Below are 16,875 nucleotides of genomic sequence, written 5' to 3'. Positions count from 1 at the left end.
TAGTCAGATGTAATCCACGAACGATCCCAGTTGATCGTTCGAGAGGTCCCGCATCTGCGCCAGCGTGTAGGTGTCGAGAATAGTCCCGATGGCATCGCGGACGCGCACCATCAGCAGGCGCACCTCACACGTGGCGAGATCGCAGTCTTCGCAGGGCACATATGCGTTTCGGCTGGCACAGGGCAGTGCGGCGAGAGGGCCATCGAGCGCGCGGATCAGATCGCCGACAATGATGTCTTCGGCCGATTTTGCAAGGCGATAGCCGCCGGTGCGGCCCTTCTTGCTCGACAGCATGCCGGCGTTGCGCAACTCGCCGAGAATGACATCAAGGAACTTCTTGGGGATCTGGTTCGCCTCCGCGATATCGGCCACCTGCACCGATTCCCCGGGGGCAAGGCGCGCGAGGTGTACCGCCGCTTTCAACCCGTATTTTCCCTTTTTCGTCAGCATGCCCGCTCCCCTTGCCCCCTTTTGGGTCGTCCGTGCGCGGGGGTCAACCTTGCCGCCTCATGGCGCCGCATTTTGGGCGACAACATAAAGCCGGCACGGAGCGACCGAGCGGGGCGGCCGCCATCGTGGGATATTGGTCGCTTTCAGCGACGGCGTGCGGGGATGCGAACCGGCACCGGTTGCAGCACCGCCAGCCCTGATACATGCGCCTTGCTGCCGCCCCTCGGGGTCGGTTGCTGCGGCTCGTCTTCGGCGAGCAACATCACGGCGACGCCCATCTGCACGCTGGCGAAGGTGAGGCCCATCACAAAGGTCAGAATCGATGCTGGCAGCCAAGCGTCATGGCTCCCCGCGAGCAAAGCGCGCAGATGCCCAACGTCAAGCGCAACCAAGCCGCCGACGAATGCTGCTGCCATGACAAAACCAAGCGCCGCATGCTTGGCAAGGAAGATCACGAGCTTTGGCATGTGCCACTCCTCGGCCTGCCCGTAGCAAGCCCCAACTCATTTCAAGCACACAATTACGTAAGATAATCCTCCGTGGCTGGAATGCCAGCCCTGCCTTTAGCTGACGCAGCACCCATATTCAAAGGCATCGCCGGCAGCCAAAGCGGTTCTTACGCTGTGTCGAGGTGTGGTGTATAAGCCGCCATTCCGGCATCGCATCATGGGATTGGCCTTGTCCGCGACAGGCGGACAAGGCGCCGGACGACCAGATGGAGAGTATCATGACGACCCGCCTCGCATCCGACCGCAACCCTGGCGCCGAGATTTCCTCTCGCCGCGCCGAAGGCTGGCGTCCGGATTCCTGGCGATTTTATCCGGTCGTCCAGATGCCTCATTATGCGGACGCAGAAGGCCTGAAGGAGGTGGAGCGTAAGCTTGCCTCTTATCCGCCGCTCGTTTTTGCAGGTGAGGCGCGCCGCCTGAAGGCCGAATTGGCCAAGGTGGCAAAGGGAGAGGCCTTCCTTCTCCAGGGCGGCGATTGCGCCGAAAGCTTCGACGAGCATTCGGCCGACAATATTCGCGACTTCTTCCGCGTGTTCCTGCAGATGGCCGTGGTCACGGCATTCTCTGGCGGTGTGCCGGTGGTGAAAGTGGGCCGCATTGCCGGCCAGTTCGCCAAGCCGCGCTCCTCCGATATCGAGAGTGTGAACGGGGTCGATCTGCCGAGCTATCGCGGCGACATCGTCAATGACATCGCGTTCACGGCGGAAGCGCGCGCGCCCGATCCGCGTCGGCAGATTGAGGCCTACCGTCAGTCGGCGGCGACACTGAATCTGCTGCGTGCGTTTGCCACCGGCGGCTATGCCAATCTGTCCAACGCGCATCAATGGATGCTGGGGTTCGTGAAGGACAGCCCGCAGTCCCATCGCTACCAGGAACTGGCGAACCGCATCACCGAGGCGCTCGACTTCATGCGCGCCTGCGGGATCGATCCCCAGTCCCATCCCGAGATGCGGACCACGGACATCTTCACCAGCCACGAGGCGCTGCTGCTGGGCTACGAACAGGCGTTGACCCGTGTGGATTCCACCTCGGGCGACTGGTACGCCACTTCCGGTCACCTGCTGTGGATCGGTGATCGCACGCGCCAGCCGGACCATGCGCATGTCGAGTATTTCCGCGGCATCCGCAATCCGATCGGCATCAAGTGCGGGCCTTCGCTGACGCCGGACGGGCTGATCCGCCTCCTCGATATTCTCCAGCCGGATAACGAGGCCGGGCGCATCACGCTGATCTGTCGCTTCGGTGCGGACAAGGTGGGGGAACATCTCCCCGCCCTCATTCGTGCCGTGGAGAAGGAAGGCCGCACCGTGGTGTGGTCGTGCGATCCCATGCACGGCAACACCATCAAGGCCGGCTCGGGCTACAAGACCCGCCCGTTCGACCGCATCCTGTCGGAAATCAAATCCTTCTTCGACGTGCATGCAGCCGAAGGCACTGTCGCTGGCGGCGTGCATCTTGAGATGACCGGCAAGAACGTCACCGAATGCACCGGCGGCGCGCGGGCTATCTCGGACGAGGATCTGCGCGATCGGTACCACACCTATTGCGATCCCCGCCTCAATGCGGAGCAGTCGATCGAGCTGGCCTTCTTGGTGGCGGAATTGCTGAAGCGGGAGCGGCAGGCCCGTGCCCGCCCGGATGCCGCCGCCGCCGAATAGGTGAGGCTGACAGGTCCAATTGCAAAGTCGACGCCCTTGGAGAGATCCAGGGGCGTTTTCATTTGTGGATGTTTGTCTCGCCAAGCCAACCTTGCCGACCCAGAAGATCAGAGCGGCGCTCCGCGCGCCGGTCCGCTGACGCCTTCGAATGCGCCGGGCTGAAGCTCCGCCACCAGCAGGCGGCCCGGATCCACCGGACCGGGCAGGCTGACGCGGCCGTTCGCAACCGGCTTGAAGCCGAACCGCTCATAATAGGGCGCGTCCCCCACCAGCAGGACCAAGGTGTGTCCGGCGTCCCGTGCGGCCGACAGGGACACATCCATGAGCCGCGCCCCGATGCCAACCGACTGGAACGGCGGCTCAACCGTCAAGGGACCCAGCAGCAGAGCCGGTGTGTCGCCGATCGCGATGGGCGTGAGGCGCACCGATCCCACCATCATGGTGCCGAGATAGGCAACGAAGGACAGCGCCGGATCATGCTGCGCCTGCTCCCGCAGCCGGAAGGCGGTACGGGCGAAACGGCCGGGCCCGAAGGTGCGCCTGTGCAGCTTTTCGATCGCCTCGGCATCGGCGGGGGACTCGGACGCAACGGTGACGGGAAGTTCGGTCATGGAGATGGAACCAGGCAGATGCGAGGGGCCGTGCCGGCGGCGGGCCGGTCACGCAGGGCAGGCGTCAACGATCACGCGCCGGCGCGGCGCGCACCCAGGGATCGTCGTCGCTGCTGCATCTGCCTCATCGAATGCTGGCCTGACCAAAAGGAGGCCGGCGGATAGCACGGTCGGACCGCCCGGTCCAGCGTCGCCCCACGCTTCGTTCCTGCTTTGGCGCGCGGGGCCAACCCGATGGCAAACTCAGCTTGCATTCATGCAATGTGTTTGGCGTTGAAGAAAAATCGGCTTGTCCTATTTCAAGGAGGACAGAATTTTCGCTCACAGGAGCTGACCATGAGCACCCACGGTATTCACCACGTTACAGCGATCTCCGGCCCCGCCCAGCGCAACAAGATCTTCTATACCGACACGCTTGGGCTGCGACTGGTGAAGAAGACGGTCAATTTCGACGATCCCGGCACCTATCATTTCTATTATGGCGATGAGGCCGGCCAACCCGGCAGCATCCTCACCTTCTTCCCGTGGGAACACGCGGCGCAAGGCCGTCTCGGGGTGGGCGAGACGCAGGAGACCGTGTTCCGCGTTCCGGAAGGCGCGATCGGCTATTGGGCACATCGTTTTGTCGAGAAGGGCGTTGTCCACGACGCCCCCGCCAAGCGCTTCGGCGAGAGCGTGCTGAGCTTCCGCGACCCCGACGGCACCCGCCTCGCTCTTGTCGGCGTCCCGGGGGCCGAACGTGAGCCGGCTTGGACATCCGGGGAAATCCCCGCCGAGGTGGCCATTCGCGGCTTTCATAGCGTCAGCCTGCTGGTGGCGGATTCCGCGCCGACGGGTGCGATCCTCACCGACGTGTTCGGCTTCGCGGAAGCGGCCCGTGAGGGGAGCCTTGTGCGCTACAAGGCGGATGCTGCCATCGGCGGCATCGTGGATCTGCGTGTGGCGGGCGATTTCCTGCGTGGCCGCGCCGGTGCCGGCTCGGTGCACCATGTCGCCTTCCGTGCCGCGAATGATGACGCGCAGGCGCAGATGGTGAAGCGGCTGGCCGAGAACCACGGCATCGCGACGACGGAGCAGAAGGATCGCAACTACTTCCGCTCGGTCTATTTCCGCGAACCCGGTCACGTCCTGTTCGAGATCGCGACCGATGTCCCCGGCTTCGCCGTCGACGAGCCGGCGCAGACCCTCGGGGAGGCGCTCAAGCTGCCGGCCTTCCTGGAGCCGCGCCGCGAGGTCATCGAGCAGGTCCTGCCGGTTCTGGTTTGACCCAACCCCTTTCGCGCCCGCGCCGGTCCGGCGCGGGCTATTAAACGAGGTCTGACATGACCAATCCTGCACATCATTCCGCCGATGCCCTCGCTTATGTCCATCGTTTCGAGCCGGCTCTAAATCCCGGTGCTGCGCCGTTGCTTCTTCTCCATGGAACCGGGGGCGATGAGAGCGATCTGCTGCCGCTCGGGCGCATGCTCTCGCCCGATGCGGCCCTTTTGTCGCCGCGCGGAAACGTCCTGGAGGGCGGCATGCCGCGCTTCTTCCGCCGCCTCGCGGAAGGGGTTTTCGATCATGAGGATGTCCGGCGCCGGTCCGACGAACTGGCGGGTTTCGTCGTCGATGCCCGCAGCCGCTATGGCTTGGCAGCGCCGATGGCTGTTGGTTTCTCCAATGGCGCCAATATCGCCGCGGCCGTCCTGCTACGTCATCCCGGGGTGCTCGCGGGCGCCGTGCTGCTTCGGGCCATGGTGCCGCTTGAGGAGGCGGGCATCGGCGATCTCGCCGGGACGCCCGTGTTGATCCTTTCCGGCAGCATGGATCCCATCGTTCCGGCGGCCAATGCGGCGACCCTCGCCGGCATGCTGACGGCGGCAGGGGCAGCGGTGGAGCATGTCACGCTTCCGGCCGGTCACGGCTTGACCCAGGCGGATCTGGCCAAGGCGCAGGCGTGGTTCGGGGCTGTTCAAGCGCAGGGAAAAGTCGCCTGAGGCGCAAAAATGTTTCGTGTGAAACATCGGTTTGCGGAAGAAGAACAGCGGATTCAAACGGAGTCATTCCGAGTTTCCGGGGTGATTCCGCGAAATTCCGTCAAAATTCTCGCAACGATTTCGGGCCCGCGTCCGAACGGTCGGCGCACGCGCGCCCGACCTCAGGGCCGCAGTCCGGGGTCGCGTTGCGGGGGAGCAGCGGGGCAGGGGACCGGCGCCAGATCACCGATCCTCTGCGCCGGGACCGGGAGCACTTCCGGAAGGGTACCGGTTTCCGCTGGCGACTCGACTTCCGCCAGTGCCTCCCGGCCCCCGGCGATCATCATCGCGAAGGCGGAAGCAAAGAAGGCCTCGATGCCTGAACGCAAGGCAGGGGCGAGGAACACACCGCCATCCGGGCCCGGCTGACGGTATACGAGATTCTCCGCCTCGGCATCGCGCACCAGCTTCAGCACATGGGCCCGCGAGACGTGGCAACCACGTGCCAAGGCGGAGATCGAAATCGCGAACGGCCCCACCTCACCGCTGCCCTGGCCGTCGTTGGCGGACATTAGAAGAAGGAAGGCCAGCATCAGCCCGCCGTCGCGATCAGCGAACAGCGCCATCGCCGGAGCGGCGTCGGTGAGGCGGGTGCCGGAGATGAATCGCCGGCCCAGATGCCGCACCAGGGCGCCGAACACTTTCGGGTTGTCCAATTGTGTCAGCAGGCGGCTGCCGATGGGATCGATGATCGCCAGCGCCCCGCACATATTGGTCCAGCGCCGGGTCTGTTCGGCGATCAGGCGCTGGGTGGGGACGAGCGGACGGATGCGCCCGCTCGTCCCCAAGGGATGGGGCGGCCGCCCGGCCTCCAGGAAGCCGGCCCACTGCATCAGAAGGACCATTGCCTTGGCCCGGCCACGACTGCAGACCCCGGTTTCCTGGCACAGGTTGGCGAGGCGGGTCACGGTCAGGCCGACGCCGGTGGAATCAGGCGTGTGATGCAGATAGAGGGCGTACATCGCCAGCGCGAGACGGCCGCGATCGTTGAGGATGCGGTTGGGAAGCAAATGCCCACGATAAAGCGCCACAAGTCCGCGCGCGGCGCGGTCCACCGCATGGGCGAAACCCGCGCGCTGGCGCAGCTCCGACAGTCCGACGACCGCACCCTCGGCGGCCGCCGCAGGCGGCTTTGCCGGAGATCCGCCGATCGATGGTTCGGGAGAGTCCATTCCGCGTCTTGGCCCCAGGTGCCGGTCGTTTGGTGAAAGCTGCAATGTTTCCGCTGTTTATCACGTCTGTGTGGCGGGCTGACACCTTGTCCACGATCTCGTTCTCCCGGATGCCATTCCGAAAGGTCAAGAATCGCCATTGTGATGCGCAGACGCCACGCCTAACCCTTAGCGCCAATTTATCCGGGAGTTGAGACATGCCTCGCGTTGCCGTTACGCTTTCCGCCGCGGTCCTGGCGATGCTCGCCGCTTCCGCCCTGCCCACGCCCAGTCAGGCGGTGGTGTATTGCAACGGTCCGGGCGTGCCGGTCGGCTGCGTGGTGCGGCCGGCGCCGCGCGTCGTCTATTGCACCAAGCCGGGATATCCGGTTGGGTGTGTCGCCAACGGCACCGGTGTCGGGGTTCGCCCCGGAGTCGGGGCCGGCGCTGCCGGTGTCGGCGTCACGCCGGGTGTCGGTGTCGGTGCGCCGGGCTACGGCGCGAATGCGGGTGGTCCGGTAAACCGACTCGGCGTGCGCTGATTGGAAGCAACGCCATCATGATGGAGAAGCATGTGACCTTCAGAACGATTGCGGCTTTGAGCCTGTGCCTTGTCTCGACCTCGGTCTTCGCGGACCGTCCGGCGGCCAACAAGTGCGCGGCCGGCCTCACGACGGATTCCCAGGCCATCTATGCGGCCGTCGCCCCGCAGATGAAGCCGGGCGTCGATGCGCGCGCCGTCGTGACCGCGCAGACCAAGTCCCTTGCCATGTCCGGCAAGATCAACGGCGCCATGGCCCGTGATTCCGCCGAAGCCGCGGCGACCTGCCTGAAGATGATCAATTCCTGATCTCGACGGTCCCCCCGCCGAGGCCATCGGCGGCGGGCCATCGCGCGGCACGGCGCATTGCAAGCGCGGGCGCCGCGCGATAGAAGCGTTCGAACCTATGAAGCGCGCCGACGCGGCCGGTTGACGGCAAGCGCCGTCGCGGTCCGGGTCGGTATCTGGCAGGCGGGAAATTCGGGGCAGGCGAGCAATGGTGGCACGCATCTTCAAGCCGGCACGCAACGCGATGCAGTCGGGCGTCGGCAAGACCAAGCACTGGGTGCTTGAGTACGAGCCTGAGCATCCCCGCTCCGTCGAGCCGCTCATGGGCTATACCAGCTCGGCGGATATGAAGAGCCAGATCCATCTAAGCTTCGACTCCAAGGAAGAAGCGGTGGCTTATGCGGAGCGTCGGGGCATTCCCTACCAGGTGTTCGAGCCGCACGAGCCGGTGCGCCGGAAGATGGCTTATTCCGACAATTTCGCTTTCCGCCGTATCGGCCAGTGGACCCACTGAACGCGGTGATCGTGGATGAGGGCGCGGCGCGGGGCGAAACCTCCGCGCGTTCATGGTAGAACGGCCTCCGCCGGCCCCGTAGCTCAGCTGGATAGAGCAGCCGCCTTCTAAGCGGCAGGTCGCAGGTTCGAGCCCTGCCGGGGTCGCCAAGGCGATGCCCGTGGTACAGCCGATGCCCGTTGTGCACAGGCGTTGCGGGCGTCCCATATGACGAGCGCGGACACCTTCCGATGAAGATCCGGCACGGCAGCATCATCCATATCGGCTTCATAGGACCGGAACGACCTCGATCCAGCACGTGCTGGGCCAGAGCCGGAGCGATCTGCTGCGGGCGGGATGTGCCTTTTTTATTGGCCGCCACACGCCTGACAATCACGTCGAGCTACACGCAGCTGCGATGCGTGAACACAGGCTCTCGACCTTTCGCCTGAGCCACGGGGGGATCTTCGACGCAGCCCGGGCTTTTTCGACGCCCTCGCGTTACGCGCGGTGCTGACACCGGACCGATGGGCCGGGGTGTTCCTCAATGCGGGGGCGTGAGCGAAACGCTAGGATTGCCCGCAGTTCAGGCGCTATAATGGCGAATGATCTGTGCTGAATGCCCACGGTGCCGCCGCCGCTCCATCATCTCGTCTGAAACCCAACGCCTGCCTACGCCGGATCAGGCGGGGGAGGCGCAGGCCGTAAACCTGCGATGTGACCTGTGCGGCAGCAAGAATGTGCGGGTCTACAATTTCGCATCCCCGATCGAGGCGGTGCGCTTCATGGCCAACCGCGGCTGACGCGCCGCATGGCAGGCTCAGGCTGCAACGATATTCTCGTTTCCCGCCGGCCGTGACCAGGCCAGCGTGACCGGTTGCGGCGTCGACACGTCCACGCCCATGGTCATCAAGGGGAACTCGCTGAGAAGATTGCCGTCCTCGCCGAGGGCGAAGATCGCCACACCGGCCACGAAAGAACGATCATCGTTCGCCATCTGCAACGCAAGATCGATATCGAAGCAGACGGTGTCGGGCTCTAGCACCGTAGCTCCCGACGAGGTGCGCAGGCACGCCCTGACCAGGAAGGCATGGGCAGCGGAATGAGACGGCATGGGCTAAATCCATATTCGGCTGATCTGCCGCGCCCGGTCGTGTTGGCCACGGCTTCACTTGGGGGTTTTATACGCCCAGTGCCGCAATCGGGCTACATCCCACGCGAAATGCCTGCCGGGATGGTCTGGATGCAAGGATCCGCCTGCAGATGGAAGTGATTGGCCTCTCGAATCTGGTGCTGCTCGTTGGCGCCGCCTTGGTCGTGGTGGGCACGCTTTCGAGCCTGCTTGCGGCCCGCTTCGGCGCTCCGCTGCTGTTGATCTTTCTTCTGATCGGCGTGCTTGCGGGCGAAGATGGCCCGGGCGGGATTCACTTTAGCGATTACGGGGCGACCTATGTCGTCGGCTCCGCCGCGCTTGCCGTGATTCTGTTCGACGGCGGCCTGCGCATGCGGGCGACCACCATGCGCGGCGCGCTCGCCCCGGCGTTTCTGCTGTCCACGGCGGGGGTCATCATCACCGCTGCGTTGGTGGCCGGGGCGACCATGGTGCTGCTGGGGATAGGCTTTCTGGAAGGCTTGTTGGTCGGCGCAATCGTCGCCTCAACCGATGCCGCGGCCGTCCTGTTCCTGGTGCGTGCCCAAGGCCTGCGCCTCGGCCGCAGGGTGGGGGCGGTGATCGAGATCGAATCGGCCACCAATGATCCCGCCGCCGTCTTTCTCACCATCATCCTGGTGGAACTGCTCATGGCAGGCTCGACGCATGCGGGCTGGGGCATCCTGGCCGGTGCCGGGCAGGAGCTTGTCCTCGGCATCGTGTTCGGCGTCGCCGGTGGATTCCTGCTCACCTTCATGATCAACCGGGTGGATCTGCCTGCGGGCCTGCATCCCGTGTTCGTGGTCGCTTCCGCAATCGTGATCTTCGCCTTCACGTCCGTGCTGCACGGCTCCGGCTTCCTCGCGGTGTATCTGGCGGGCCTCGTGGTGGGAAACCGGCCGGTGCGGGCGCTCGCCGCCATCACCAGCTTTCACGACACCGTGACCTGGCTCTGCCAGATCGTGATGTTCGTGATGCTGGGCCTGCTGGTCTCGCCCCACAGCTTGATCGACGCGATTCTGCCCGGCCTCGGGGTGGCGGCCTTCCTGATTCTGCTGGGCCGGCCCGCCACGGTGTTCCTGTGCCTGTGGCCATTCGGCTTTTCGCTGCGGGAAAAGTTGTTCGTCTCCTGGGCCGGCCTGCGCGGCGCGGTCTCGATCTTCCTGGCCACCATCCCCATGCTGGCGGGGCTGCCGGGGGCGCACACCTATTTCAACATTGCCTTCATCGTCGTGGTGACATCGCTGCTGCTCCACGGCTGGACGCTCGCGCTTGCCGCGCGCCGGCTCGACGTGGCGCTCGCCGATCCGCTGCGCGAGCCGCAGCGCTTCGAAATCGACCTGCCGGGCCAGAGCGAGCACGAACTGGTGGCTTATCCGGTCGCCGCCGGCACGGTCGGTATCCGCGCCGATCTGCTGCCCGATTGGGCGCGCATGGTGCTGGTGGTGCGCGAGGGCAAGGTGCTCGGCCCCGAGGAGGCCGGCCTTCTGCTGGCCCGCGACTATGTCTATCTGCTGACCCCGCCGCAGCGCGTCCACCAATTGGACCGGTTGTTCATGCTGGAGGAACTGGTGTGGGGGCAAGATGCCGCATTCCCGTTCGCGGGCGAAATCCGGCTGGGCGATATCGGCGATCTCTACGGCCTGCCGATCCCGCCTCGCGACCGGGCGTTCACGGTCGCTGGCGCCTTTGCCGATCGTACCGACGACCGCCCCGCACCCGGCATGCGGATCGTGTTCGGCCATGCTGCCATCGAGGTGCGGCAGGTCGAGAACGGGCGGGTCACATTGGCTGCGCTGCGCTTGGAGCGAAGCGACGCGGGGCGCGGGACGGAATTCATCCAGGGGTTTTTGCGGCTGGCACGCAAAGGCCGCAATCGGCCGGACACTATGTAACAGCCGGCTTCGGCGCGCCGGTGGCGTGGCCGCCCGGCGGACCAAGGAGGCACCCTCATGGTGCGATTGTTCATGCGGGGACGTGGCGACGGGCAGGGCGCGCGCGATGCGGCCCGCACTCTCGCCGACAGTGTCCGGCGCATTCTGGAGCTGGATGAGGAGGCCTCGGTTTCGGTCAGCGAGATCGCCTGCGGCGATCCGGGCTGCGGCGGGGCTGAGACGGTGATCCTGGTGATGCGCGCGGGCCGGCGCACGGAAGCGGCCAAGCTGCTGAAGCCGCTTTCCACCGTCACCGACGCCGAACTTGTGGCCGCGCTCGCCCCGCTTTCGGCTCCGCAGGCGAAATCCGCATAGGCCGGATGCGGCCGGGCGACTTGACGGGCGCGCGGATTCCCGCTTCTGCCAGACGTATCGCCCGTTTCGTCCGTTCGAACTTCGCGTGCCGCCCATGTCCCAGTCCGCCATTGCCCCGCTTCGCCCCGGACGAAGCCTCAACCCGGTTTATTCCGGCCTCCCCACCACCATCTTCGAGGTGATGTCCGGCTTGGCCCGCACCCACCAGGCGGTGAACCTCGGCCAGGGCTTCCCGGACGATCCCGGCCCCCTGGATGTGCGGCAGAAGGCGGCCGAGGCGGTGCTGGACGGCTGGAACCAGTATCCCCCCATGATGGGCCTGCCGGAATTGCGGCAGGCGACGGCGGATCATTATCGCCACTGGCAGGGCCTCGACCTCGACCCTGACAACGAGATCATGATCACCTCTGGGGCCACCGAGGCTTTGGCGGGTGCGCTGTTCGCGCTGATCGAGCCGGGCGACGAGGTGGTGCTGTTCCAGCCGCTCTATGACGCCTATCTGCCGCTGGTGCTGCGGGCCGGCGGGGTGCCCCGCCTGGTGCGCCTGGAGCCGCCCGCATGGCGCATCACCGCCGAACAATTGGGCGCGGTGTTCAGCCCAAGGACCAAGCTGGTCCTGTTCAACAATCCGCAAAATCCCACCGGCGTGGTGCATTCGGCCGGCGAACTGCAATTGCTGGCCGATCATTGCATCGCCTTCGACGCGCTCGCGGTGTGCGACGACGTGTGGGAACACGTGGTGTTCGACGGGCGCCGGCACGTTCCGCTGATGGCGCTGCCGGGCATGCGCGAGCGGACGGTGAAAATCGGTTCCGCCGGCAAGATCTTCGGCATGACCGGCTGGAAGGTCGGCATGGTCTGCGCCGCGCCGGAGCTGATGCGGGTGCTGACCAAGGCCCATCAATTCCTCACCTTCACCACCCCGCCGAACCTCCAGGCGGCGGTCGCCTACGGGCTTGGCAAGGATGAGCGCTATTTCGAGGACATGCGCGCCCAGCTCCAGCGCGCCCGCGACCGGCTTGCGGGCGGATTGTCCGCGCTCGGCTTTCCGGTCCTGCCGAGCGCCGGCACCTATTTCCTCTCCATCGATCTTGCGGCGCTCGATCCCCAGCTCGACGACGAGGCATTCTGCCTCGATCTCGTGCGGACCTATGGCGTCGCCGCAATCCCGGTCTCGGCCTTTTATGCGCGCGACGCCGTCCGCTCGGTGGTGCGCTTCTGCTTCGCCAAGCGCGACGAAACGCTGGATGCCGCGCTCGACCGGCTGGAACGGGCGATTGCGGTATACAGGTAGCTGGCGTTTTTCGGTTTTTCATGTGATTTGAAGCGATCACGGATGCGTTAAGCGCGCATACATCTGCCAGATGGCGCTTTCCTCAAGGTCGTTTAGGCGTCAAATGGAGGTACGCTAAGGGAAGGCGGATCCGCGGCGACGCGGGTGGGCGAACGGTATTGCTGCGGTTGAGGTGTGCATGGGTGCGGGACGCAGTTCGAACGGACGCCGGTTTTTGATCGTCGTCCTTGGTCTCGCTGCCATCGGCGGCGGTGCCTATGCGTGGACCCATGGACTTTTCGCTAAGAGCAACGGCGCCAATGCCCAGGTTCAGCAGGAACGGCGGGTGCCGGTGCTGGTGGCGCCGGCGGTCGAAAAGGACATGCCGCTGCGCCTGGAGGCGCTCGGCACGGTCGAGCCCCTGGTGACGGTCGCGATCCGTGCCCGGGTGTCCAGCCGGGTGGAGCGGGTGCTGTTCGAGGATGGCGCCGCGGTGAAGCAGGGCGACGTGCTGCTGGTGCTCGACGCGCGTGAGGTGGATGCCCAGATCCGGCAGGCGCAGGCCACCCTCGCGAAGGATAAGGCGCAGCTCGAGAAGGCCCTGCGCGATGTGGAGCGCTATAGCGGCCTTCTGGCCCGTAGCGCCGTGTCCCAGGTGCAGCTCGACGATGCCAAGACCACCGCCGACATGCAGAAGGCCACCGTCGAGCAGGACGAGGCCAATCTCCAGAATCTCACGGTGCAGCGGACCTATTACGAGATTCCCGCGCCGGTGACCGGGCGCATCGGCATCTCCGGCGTTCGGCCGGGCGCGGTGATCCGGGTCGACGACACACTGGCCACCGTGCGCCAGTTCAAGCCGATCTACGTCACCTTCGGCGTGCCGGAACGCTATCTCGGCGAAATTCGCGCAGCCATGGGCAAGGCGGACGTGGACCTGCGCCTGCAAGGCAGCAATGAGCGGGTCGGCGGCGGTCGCGTGGTGGCGATCGACAATACCATCGATCCGCAGACCGGGACGCTGATGGTCCGGGCGCTATTCGACAATGATGACGAGCGGCTGTGGCCGGGCACGCTGGGCGATGTTTCCGTGACCCTGCGCATGGAGCCGGACGTCATCGCCATTCCCGCCGAGGCGGTGCAAAACGGCCAGAGCGGGCAGTTCGTGTTCGTGATCGAGAAGGGCCTCGCCCAGGTGCGGCCCATCACCGTGTCGCGCACCGTGGATGGCGAGGCGGTCGTCACCAAGGGCCTGTCGGACGGCGAGACGGTGGTGACCGAGGGCCAGCTTTCGCTTCGGGCCGGCAGTCGTGTGGATGTGAAATCGGTGGCGCCACAGCGGCCGGCCGGGAGCTGAGCTTATGTTCGCGGAACTCTGCATCCGCCGCCCGGTGCTGACGACGCTGATGATGCTGTCGTTGATCGTGGCGGGCCTGTTCGCCTATCGTCTGCTGCCGGTGGCGGCGTTGCCGCGGGTGGACTTTCCCACCATCAACATCACCGCGACGCTGCCGGGCGCAAGCCCGGAGACCATGGCCTCGGCGGTGGCGACGCCCATCGAGCGCCAGCTTTCCACCATCTCGGGCATCACCTCGCTGACCTCGTCGAGCACCCAGGGCTCGACCTCAATCACGATCCAGTTCGACCTGTCGCGCAGCATCGACGCGGCGGCGCTCGACGTTCAGTCCGCCCTGTCGGTGGCGCAGCGCCAATTGCCCGACGAGATGACCACGCCGCCGAGCTTTCGAAAGGTCAATCCGGCCGATGCGCCGGTGATCCTGCTGGCGGTCTCCTCCGATACCTTGCCGCTGTCGTCGGTGAACGAATATGCCGACACGATCATCGGCCAGCAGATCTCCCAATTGCCGGGCGTTGCCCAGGTGCAGATCTATGGCACGCAGAAATATGCGGTGCGCATCCGCGTCGATCCCGCCGCCGCGGCGACCCGCAATATTTCATCCTCCGACATCCAGGCCGCGATCGAGGCCGCCGCGTCCAACACGCCCATCGGGCAATTGTCCGGCCCCAAGCAATCGATCACCATCGACATGGGCATCCCCAAGGCGGATGCCGAGGTCTATCGCCGGCTGGTCGTGGCCTGGCGCAACGGCGCCCCGGTGCGGCTCGACGAAATCGCCCGCATTACCAACGGCGTGGAGAATGAGCGCATCGCATCCTGGTTCAACGACGAGCGCTCCATCGTGCTTGCCGTCGTGCGCCAGCCCGAGGCCAACACCGTGGCCGTGGTGGACCAGGTGCGCGCCCATCTCGACCAGTACCGGTCCCAGGTCCCCGCCTCGGTCAACATCCAGGTGCTGAACGACCGCTCGGTCTCGATCCGCGATGCGGTGGGGGACGTGCAGAAGACCCTGATGGAAGCCATCGTTCTGGTGGTGATGGTGATCTTCCTGTTCCTGCGCAACCTGCGGGCCACCATCATCCCGGCCCTGGCGCTGCCGATCTCCATCATCGCCACCTTCGCGGCCATGTGGGTGCTGAATTTCTCCATCAACAACATGACTTTGCTCGCGCTGACCTTGTGCGTGGGCTTCGTGGTGGATGACGCCATCGTGGTGCTGGAGAACATCTACCGCCACATCGAGAACGGCATGAAGCCGTTCGCCGCCGCGATCCTCGGCGCACGGGAAATCGGCTTCACCATCATCTCGATGACCGTGTCTCTGGTGGCGGTGTTCATCCCGGTCCTGTTCATGGGCGGCGTGGTGGGGCGCGTGTTCCGCGAATTCGCCGTCACCATCTCGGTCGCCATCCTGGTTTCCGGCTTCGTCTCGCTGACACTGACACCCATGCTCTGCGCGCGGGTGCTCAAATCCGTGGATCATCACAAGAAGCCGAGCGCCTTCTATCGCGTCACCGAGGCCATGTTCGAGGCGTGGCTCGGCGGCTATCGCCGCAGCCTGGACTTCGTGCTGCGCCATCGGCCGTTCATGCTGGTGGTGACGTTCGCGACCCTGTTCGCTTCGGTGGCGCTGTATATCGCCATTCCCAAGGGCTTCTTCCCCACCGAGGACACCGGCTTCATCACCGGCACCGTGGAGGCCGCCACCGACTCTTCCTTTGAGGCTATGGTGGAGCGGCAGAAGAAGGTGGCGGCCGCTGTGCGGGCCGATCCCAATGTGGCCTATCTCGTCTCCACCGCCGGCGCCACGGGCATCAGCCGCACCACCAACACCGGCCGCCTGTTCGTGGCGCTGAAGCCACGCGCCGAGCGCGCCAAGAGCGCAACCGGCGTCATTCAGGACCTGCGCAAGCGCGTCTCGGAAATCCCCGGCGTCAACGTGTTCTTCCAGCCGGTGCAGAACATCAATATCGGTGGTGTCGCCTCGAAGAGCCAATATCAATATACGCTGCAGAGCTCCGATACGGTGGCGCTCTATGCCGCGGCGCCGGCGCTGCTGGACCGGCTGGCGGAACTGCCTGGCCTGCGCGACGTGACCTCGGATCTGCAGATCTCCAATCCACAATTGACCATCGATCTCGACAAGGACAAGGCGGCGGCGCTGGGCATCACCGAGGCGCAATTGCGCGATGCGCTCTACACCCAGTTCGGCACCCGGCAGGTGGCGACGCTCTACACCTCCACCAACCAATACGCGATCATCGCCGAGGTTCAGCCGCGCTTCCAGCGCGACGCAAACGACCTCAGCAAAGTCTATCTGCGCACCTCCAAGGGGGGCGTGGTTCCATTGGAATCGGTGGCCAACATTCGGCGGACCGTCGGGCCGCTGCAGATCGCGCACCAGCAGCAGCAGCCCTCCGTCACCATTTCCTTCAATCTGGCGCCCGGCACCTCGCTCGGCCAGGCGGTGGAGCAGATCCGCGCGGCGGAGCAGGCGGCGAACCTGCCGGCGAGCGTGAACACCGGATTCCAGGGAACCGCCCAGGTGTTCCAGGATTCGCTCTCCAACCAGCCGCTGCTGATCCTGGCGGCGGTAGTCGTGATCTATATCGTGCTGGGCATTCTCTACGAGAGCTTCATTCACCCGCTGACGATCCTCTCGGGCCTGCCCTCCGCCGGCATCGGCGCGATCCTGACGCTGATGGCGTTCAACATGGAATTGTCGGTCATCGCGCTGATCGGCATCGTGATGCTGGTGGGGATCGTGAAGAAAAACGCGATCATGATGATCGACTTCGCGCTTGCTCGCAGGCGTGAGGGCGCCGATGCGCAGGACGCCATTCGCGAAGCCTGCCTGATGCGGTTTCGGCCCATCATGATGACCACGCTGGCGGCGATCTTCGGCGTACTCCCCATCGCAATCGGGGCCGGAGCGGGCTCGGAATTGCGTCAGCCCCTGGGCGTCGCCGTTGTGGGCGGCCTTTTGGTCTCCCAGCTTCTCACGCTCTACATCACCCCGGTGATCTATCTCTATCTCGACCGATTCGATCGGATCGTTAGCCGGGCCGTGTCGGGCGATGAGGAGCCTCAACCCGCATCGTCGCCGCCGGCACCGGCCGAATAG

16 protein-coding genes and 1 tRNA gene are annotated in these 16,875 nt (G+C 65.4%); 12 read left to right on the top strand and 5 right to left on the bottom strand.

Translation table 11 applies throughout. The annotated features are described in order from the left end of the window. Nucleotides 1-3: 3 nt before the first annotated feature. Both V5F77_RS21260 and V5F77_RS21255 read right to left on the bottom strand, forming a co-directional pair. Nucleotides 4-450: an RrF2 family transcriptional regulator gene (locus tag V5F77_RS21260; RefSeq protein ID WP_429007348.1), complete on the bottom strand. Its 447-nt coding sequence runs from the start codon at nt 448-450 to the stop codon at nt 4-6. A 143-nt stretch (nt 451-593) separates the two neighbouring features. Further along, nucleotides 594-917 carry a hypothetical protein gene (locus tag V5F77_RS21255; RefSeq protein WP_429007347.1) on the bottom strand — a complete coding sequence of 108 codons (324 nt, stop codon included), beginning with the start codon at nt 915-917 and terminating at the stop codon, nt 594-596. A 260-nt stretch (nt 918-1,177) separates the two neighbouring features. Between V5F77_RS21255 and V5F77_RS21250 the strand changes: the two genes are divergently transcribed. Next, entirely contained in the window at nt 1,178-2,617 is a 1,440-nt protein-coding gene (locus tag V5F77_RS21250; RefSeq protein WP_429007346.1) for a class II 3-deoxy-7-phosphoheptulonate synthase, read from the top strand. Nucleotides 2,618-2,724: 107 nt separating this feature from the next. Here V5F77_RS21250 and V5F77_RS21245 read toward each other — a convergent pair whose 3' ends face one another. Next, on the bottom strand, nt 2,725-3,228 hold the full coding sequence (locus tag V5F77_RS21245) for a GNAT family N-acetyltransferase (protein ID WP_429007345.1): 504 nt from the start codon (nt 3,226-3,228) through the stop codon (nt 2,725-2,727). 336 nt (nt 3,229-3,564) lie between these two features. Between V5F77_RS21245 and V5F77_RS21240 the strand changes: the two genes are divergently transcribed. Both V5F77_RS21240 and V5F77_RS21235 read left to right on the top strand, forming a co-directional pair. Next, nucleotides 3,565-4,494, top strand: a complete 930-nt coding sequence (locus tag V5F77_RS21240; protein ID WP_429007344.1) for a ring-cleaving dioxygenase — start codon at nt 3,565-3,567, stop codon at nt 4,492-4,494. 56 nt (nt 4,495-4,550) lie between these two features. After that, on the top strand, nt 4,551-5,207 hold the full coding sequence (locus tag V5F77_RS21235) for an alpha/beta hydrolase (protein WP_429007343.1): 657 nt from the start codon (nt 4,551-4,553) through the stop codon (nt 5,205-5,207). A 161-nt stretch (nt 5,208-5,368) separates the two neighbouring features. Here V5F77_RS21235 and V5F77_RS21230 read toward each other — a convergent pair whose 3' ends face one another. Continuing rightward, a complete protein-coding gene (locus V5F77_RS21230) occupies nt 5,369-6,418 on the bottom strand; it encodes a hypothetical protein (RefSeq protein ID WP_429007342.1) in 1,050 nt (349 codons plus the stop codon). 197 nt (nt 6,419-6,615) lie between these two features. On the opposite strand from V5F77_RS21230, the gene V5F77_RS21225 reads away from it, so the two are divergent. From V5F77_RS21225 to V5F77_RS21210, 4 genes are all read left to right on the top strand, one after another. Beyond that, nucleotides 6,616-6,939, top strand: a complete 324-nt coding sequence (locus V5F77_RS21225) for a hypothetical protein (RefSeq protein WP_429007341.1) — start codon at nt 6,616-6,618, stop codon at nt 6,937-6,939. A 17-nt stretch (nt 6,940-6,956) separates the two neighbouring features. Continuing rightward, nucleotides 6,957-7,247 carry a hypothetical protein gene (locus tag V5F77_RS21220; RefSeq protein ID WP_429007340.1) on the top strand — a complete coding sequence of 97 codons (291 nt, stop codon included), beginning with the start codon at nt 6,957-6,959 and terminating at the stop codon, nt 7,245-7,247. Between the two features lie 187 nt (nt 7,248-7,434). Next, a complete protein-coding gene (locus V5F77_RS21215) occupies nt 7,435-7,740 on the top strand; it encodes an ETC complex I subunit (protein ID WP_429007339.1) in 306 nt (101 codons plus the stop codon). Between the two features lie 72 nt (nt 7,741-7,812). Beyond that, nucleotides 7,813-7,889: transfer RNA gene (locus tag V5F77_RS21210), tRNA-Arg, on the top strand. A gap of 650 nt (nt 7,890-8,539) precedes the next feature. On the opposite strand, the gene V5F77_RS21205 is transcribed toward V5F77_RS21210, so the two are convergent. After that, nucleotides 8,540-8,833 (bottom strand): hypothetical protein, encoded by a 294-nt coding sequence (locus tag V5F77_RS21205; protein ID WP_429007338.1) that lies wholly within the window; start codon nt 8,831-8,833, stop codon nt 8,540-8,542. 149 nt (nt 8,834-8,982) lie between these two features. Here V5F77_RS21205 and V5F77_RS21200 point away from each other — a divergent pair, with 149 nt between their 5' ends. The 5 genes from V5F77_RS21200 (at nt 8,983) to V5F77_RS21180 (ending at nt 16,875) form a co-directional block, all read left to right on the top strand. Further along, nucleotides 8,983-10,764, top strand: a complete 1,782-nt coding sequence (locus V5F77_RS21200; RefSeq protein WP_429007337.1) for a potassium/proton antiporter — start codon at nt 8,983-8,985, stop codon at nt 10,762-10,764. 57 nt (nt 10,765-10,821) lie between these two features. Beyond that, the gene (locus V5F77_RS21195; RefSeq protein ID WP_429007336.1) at nt 10,822-11,118 is read left to right on the top strand and encodes a hypothetical protein; all 297 of its coding nucleotides are present in this window, start codon (nt 10,822-10,824) and stop codon (nt 11,116-11,118) included. A gap of 94 nt (nt 11,119-11,212) precedes the next feature. After that, nucleotides 11,213-12,412: an aminotransferase gene (locus V5F77_RS21190; protein WP_429007335.1), complete on the top strand. Its 1,200-nt coding sequence runs from the start codon at nt 11,213-11,215 to the stop codon at nt 12,410-12,412. Nucleotides 12,413-12,590: 178 nt separating this feature from the next. Further along, on the top strand, nt 12,591-13,748 hold the full coding sequence (locus V5F77_RS21185; protein ID WP_429007334.1) for an efflux RND transporter periplasmic adaptor subunit: 1,158 nt from the start codon (nt 12,591-12,593) through the stop codon (nt 13,746-13,748). 4 nt (nt 13,749-13,752) lie between these two features. Beyond that, nucleotides 13,753-16,875 carry an efflux RND transporter permease subunit gene (locus tag V5F77_RS21180; protein WP_429007333.1) on the top strand — a complete coding sequence of 1,041 codons (3,123 nt, stop codon included), beginning with the start codon at nt 13,753-13,755 and terminating at the stop codon, nt 16,873-16,875.

Source organism: Roseixanthobacter psychrophilus, from assembly GCF_043195195.1.
In the GTDB taxonomy this organism is placed as follows: Bacteria; Pseudomonadota; Alphaproteobacteria; order Rhizobiales; family Xanthobacteraceae; genus NCEH01.
Note: the sequence above shows the minus strand (reverse complement) of the source record. Positions and strands in the feature narration are given on the sequence as shown.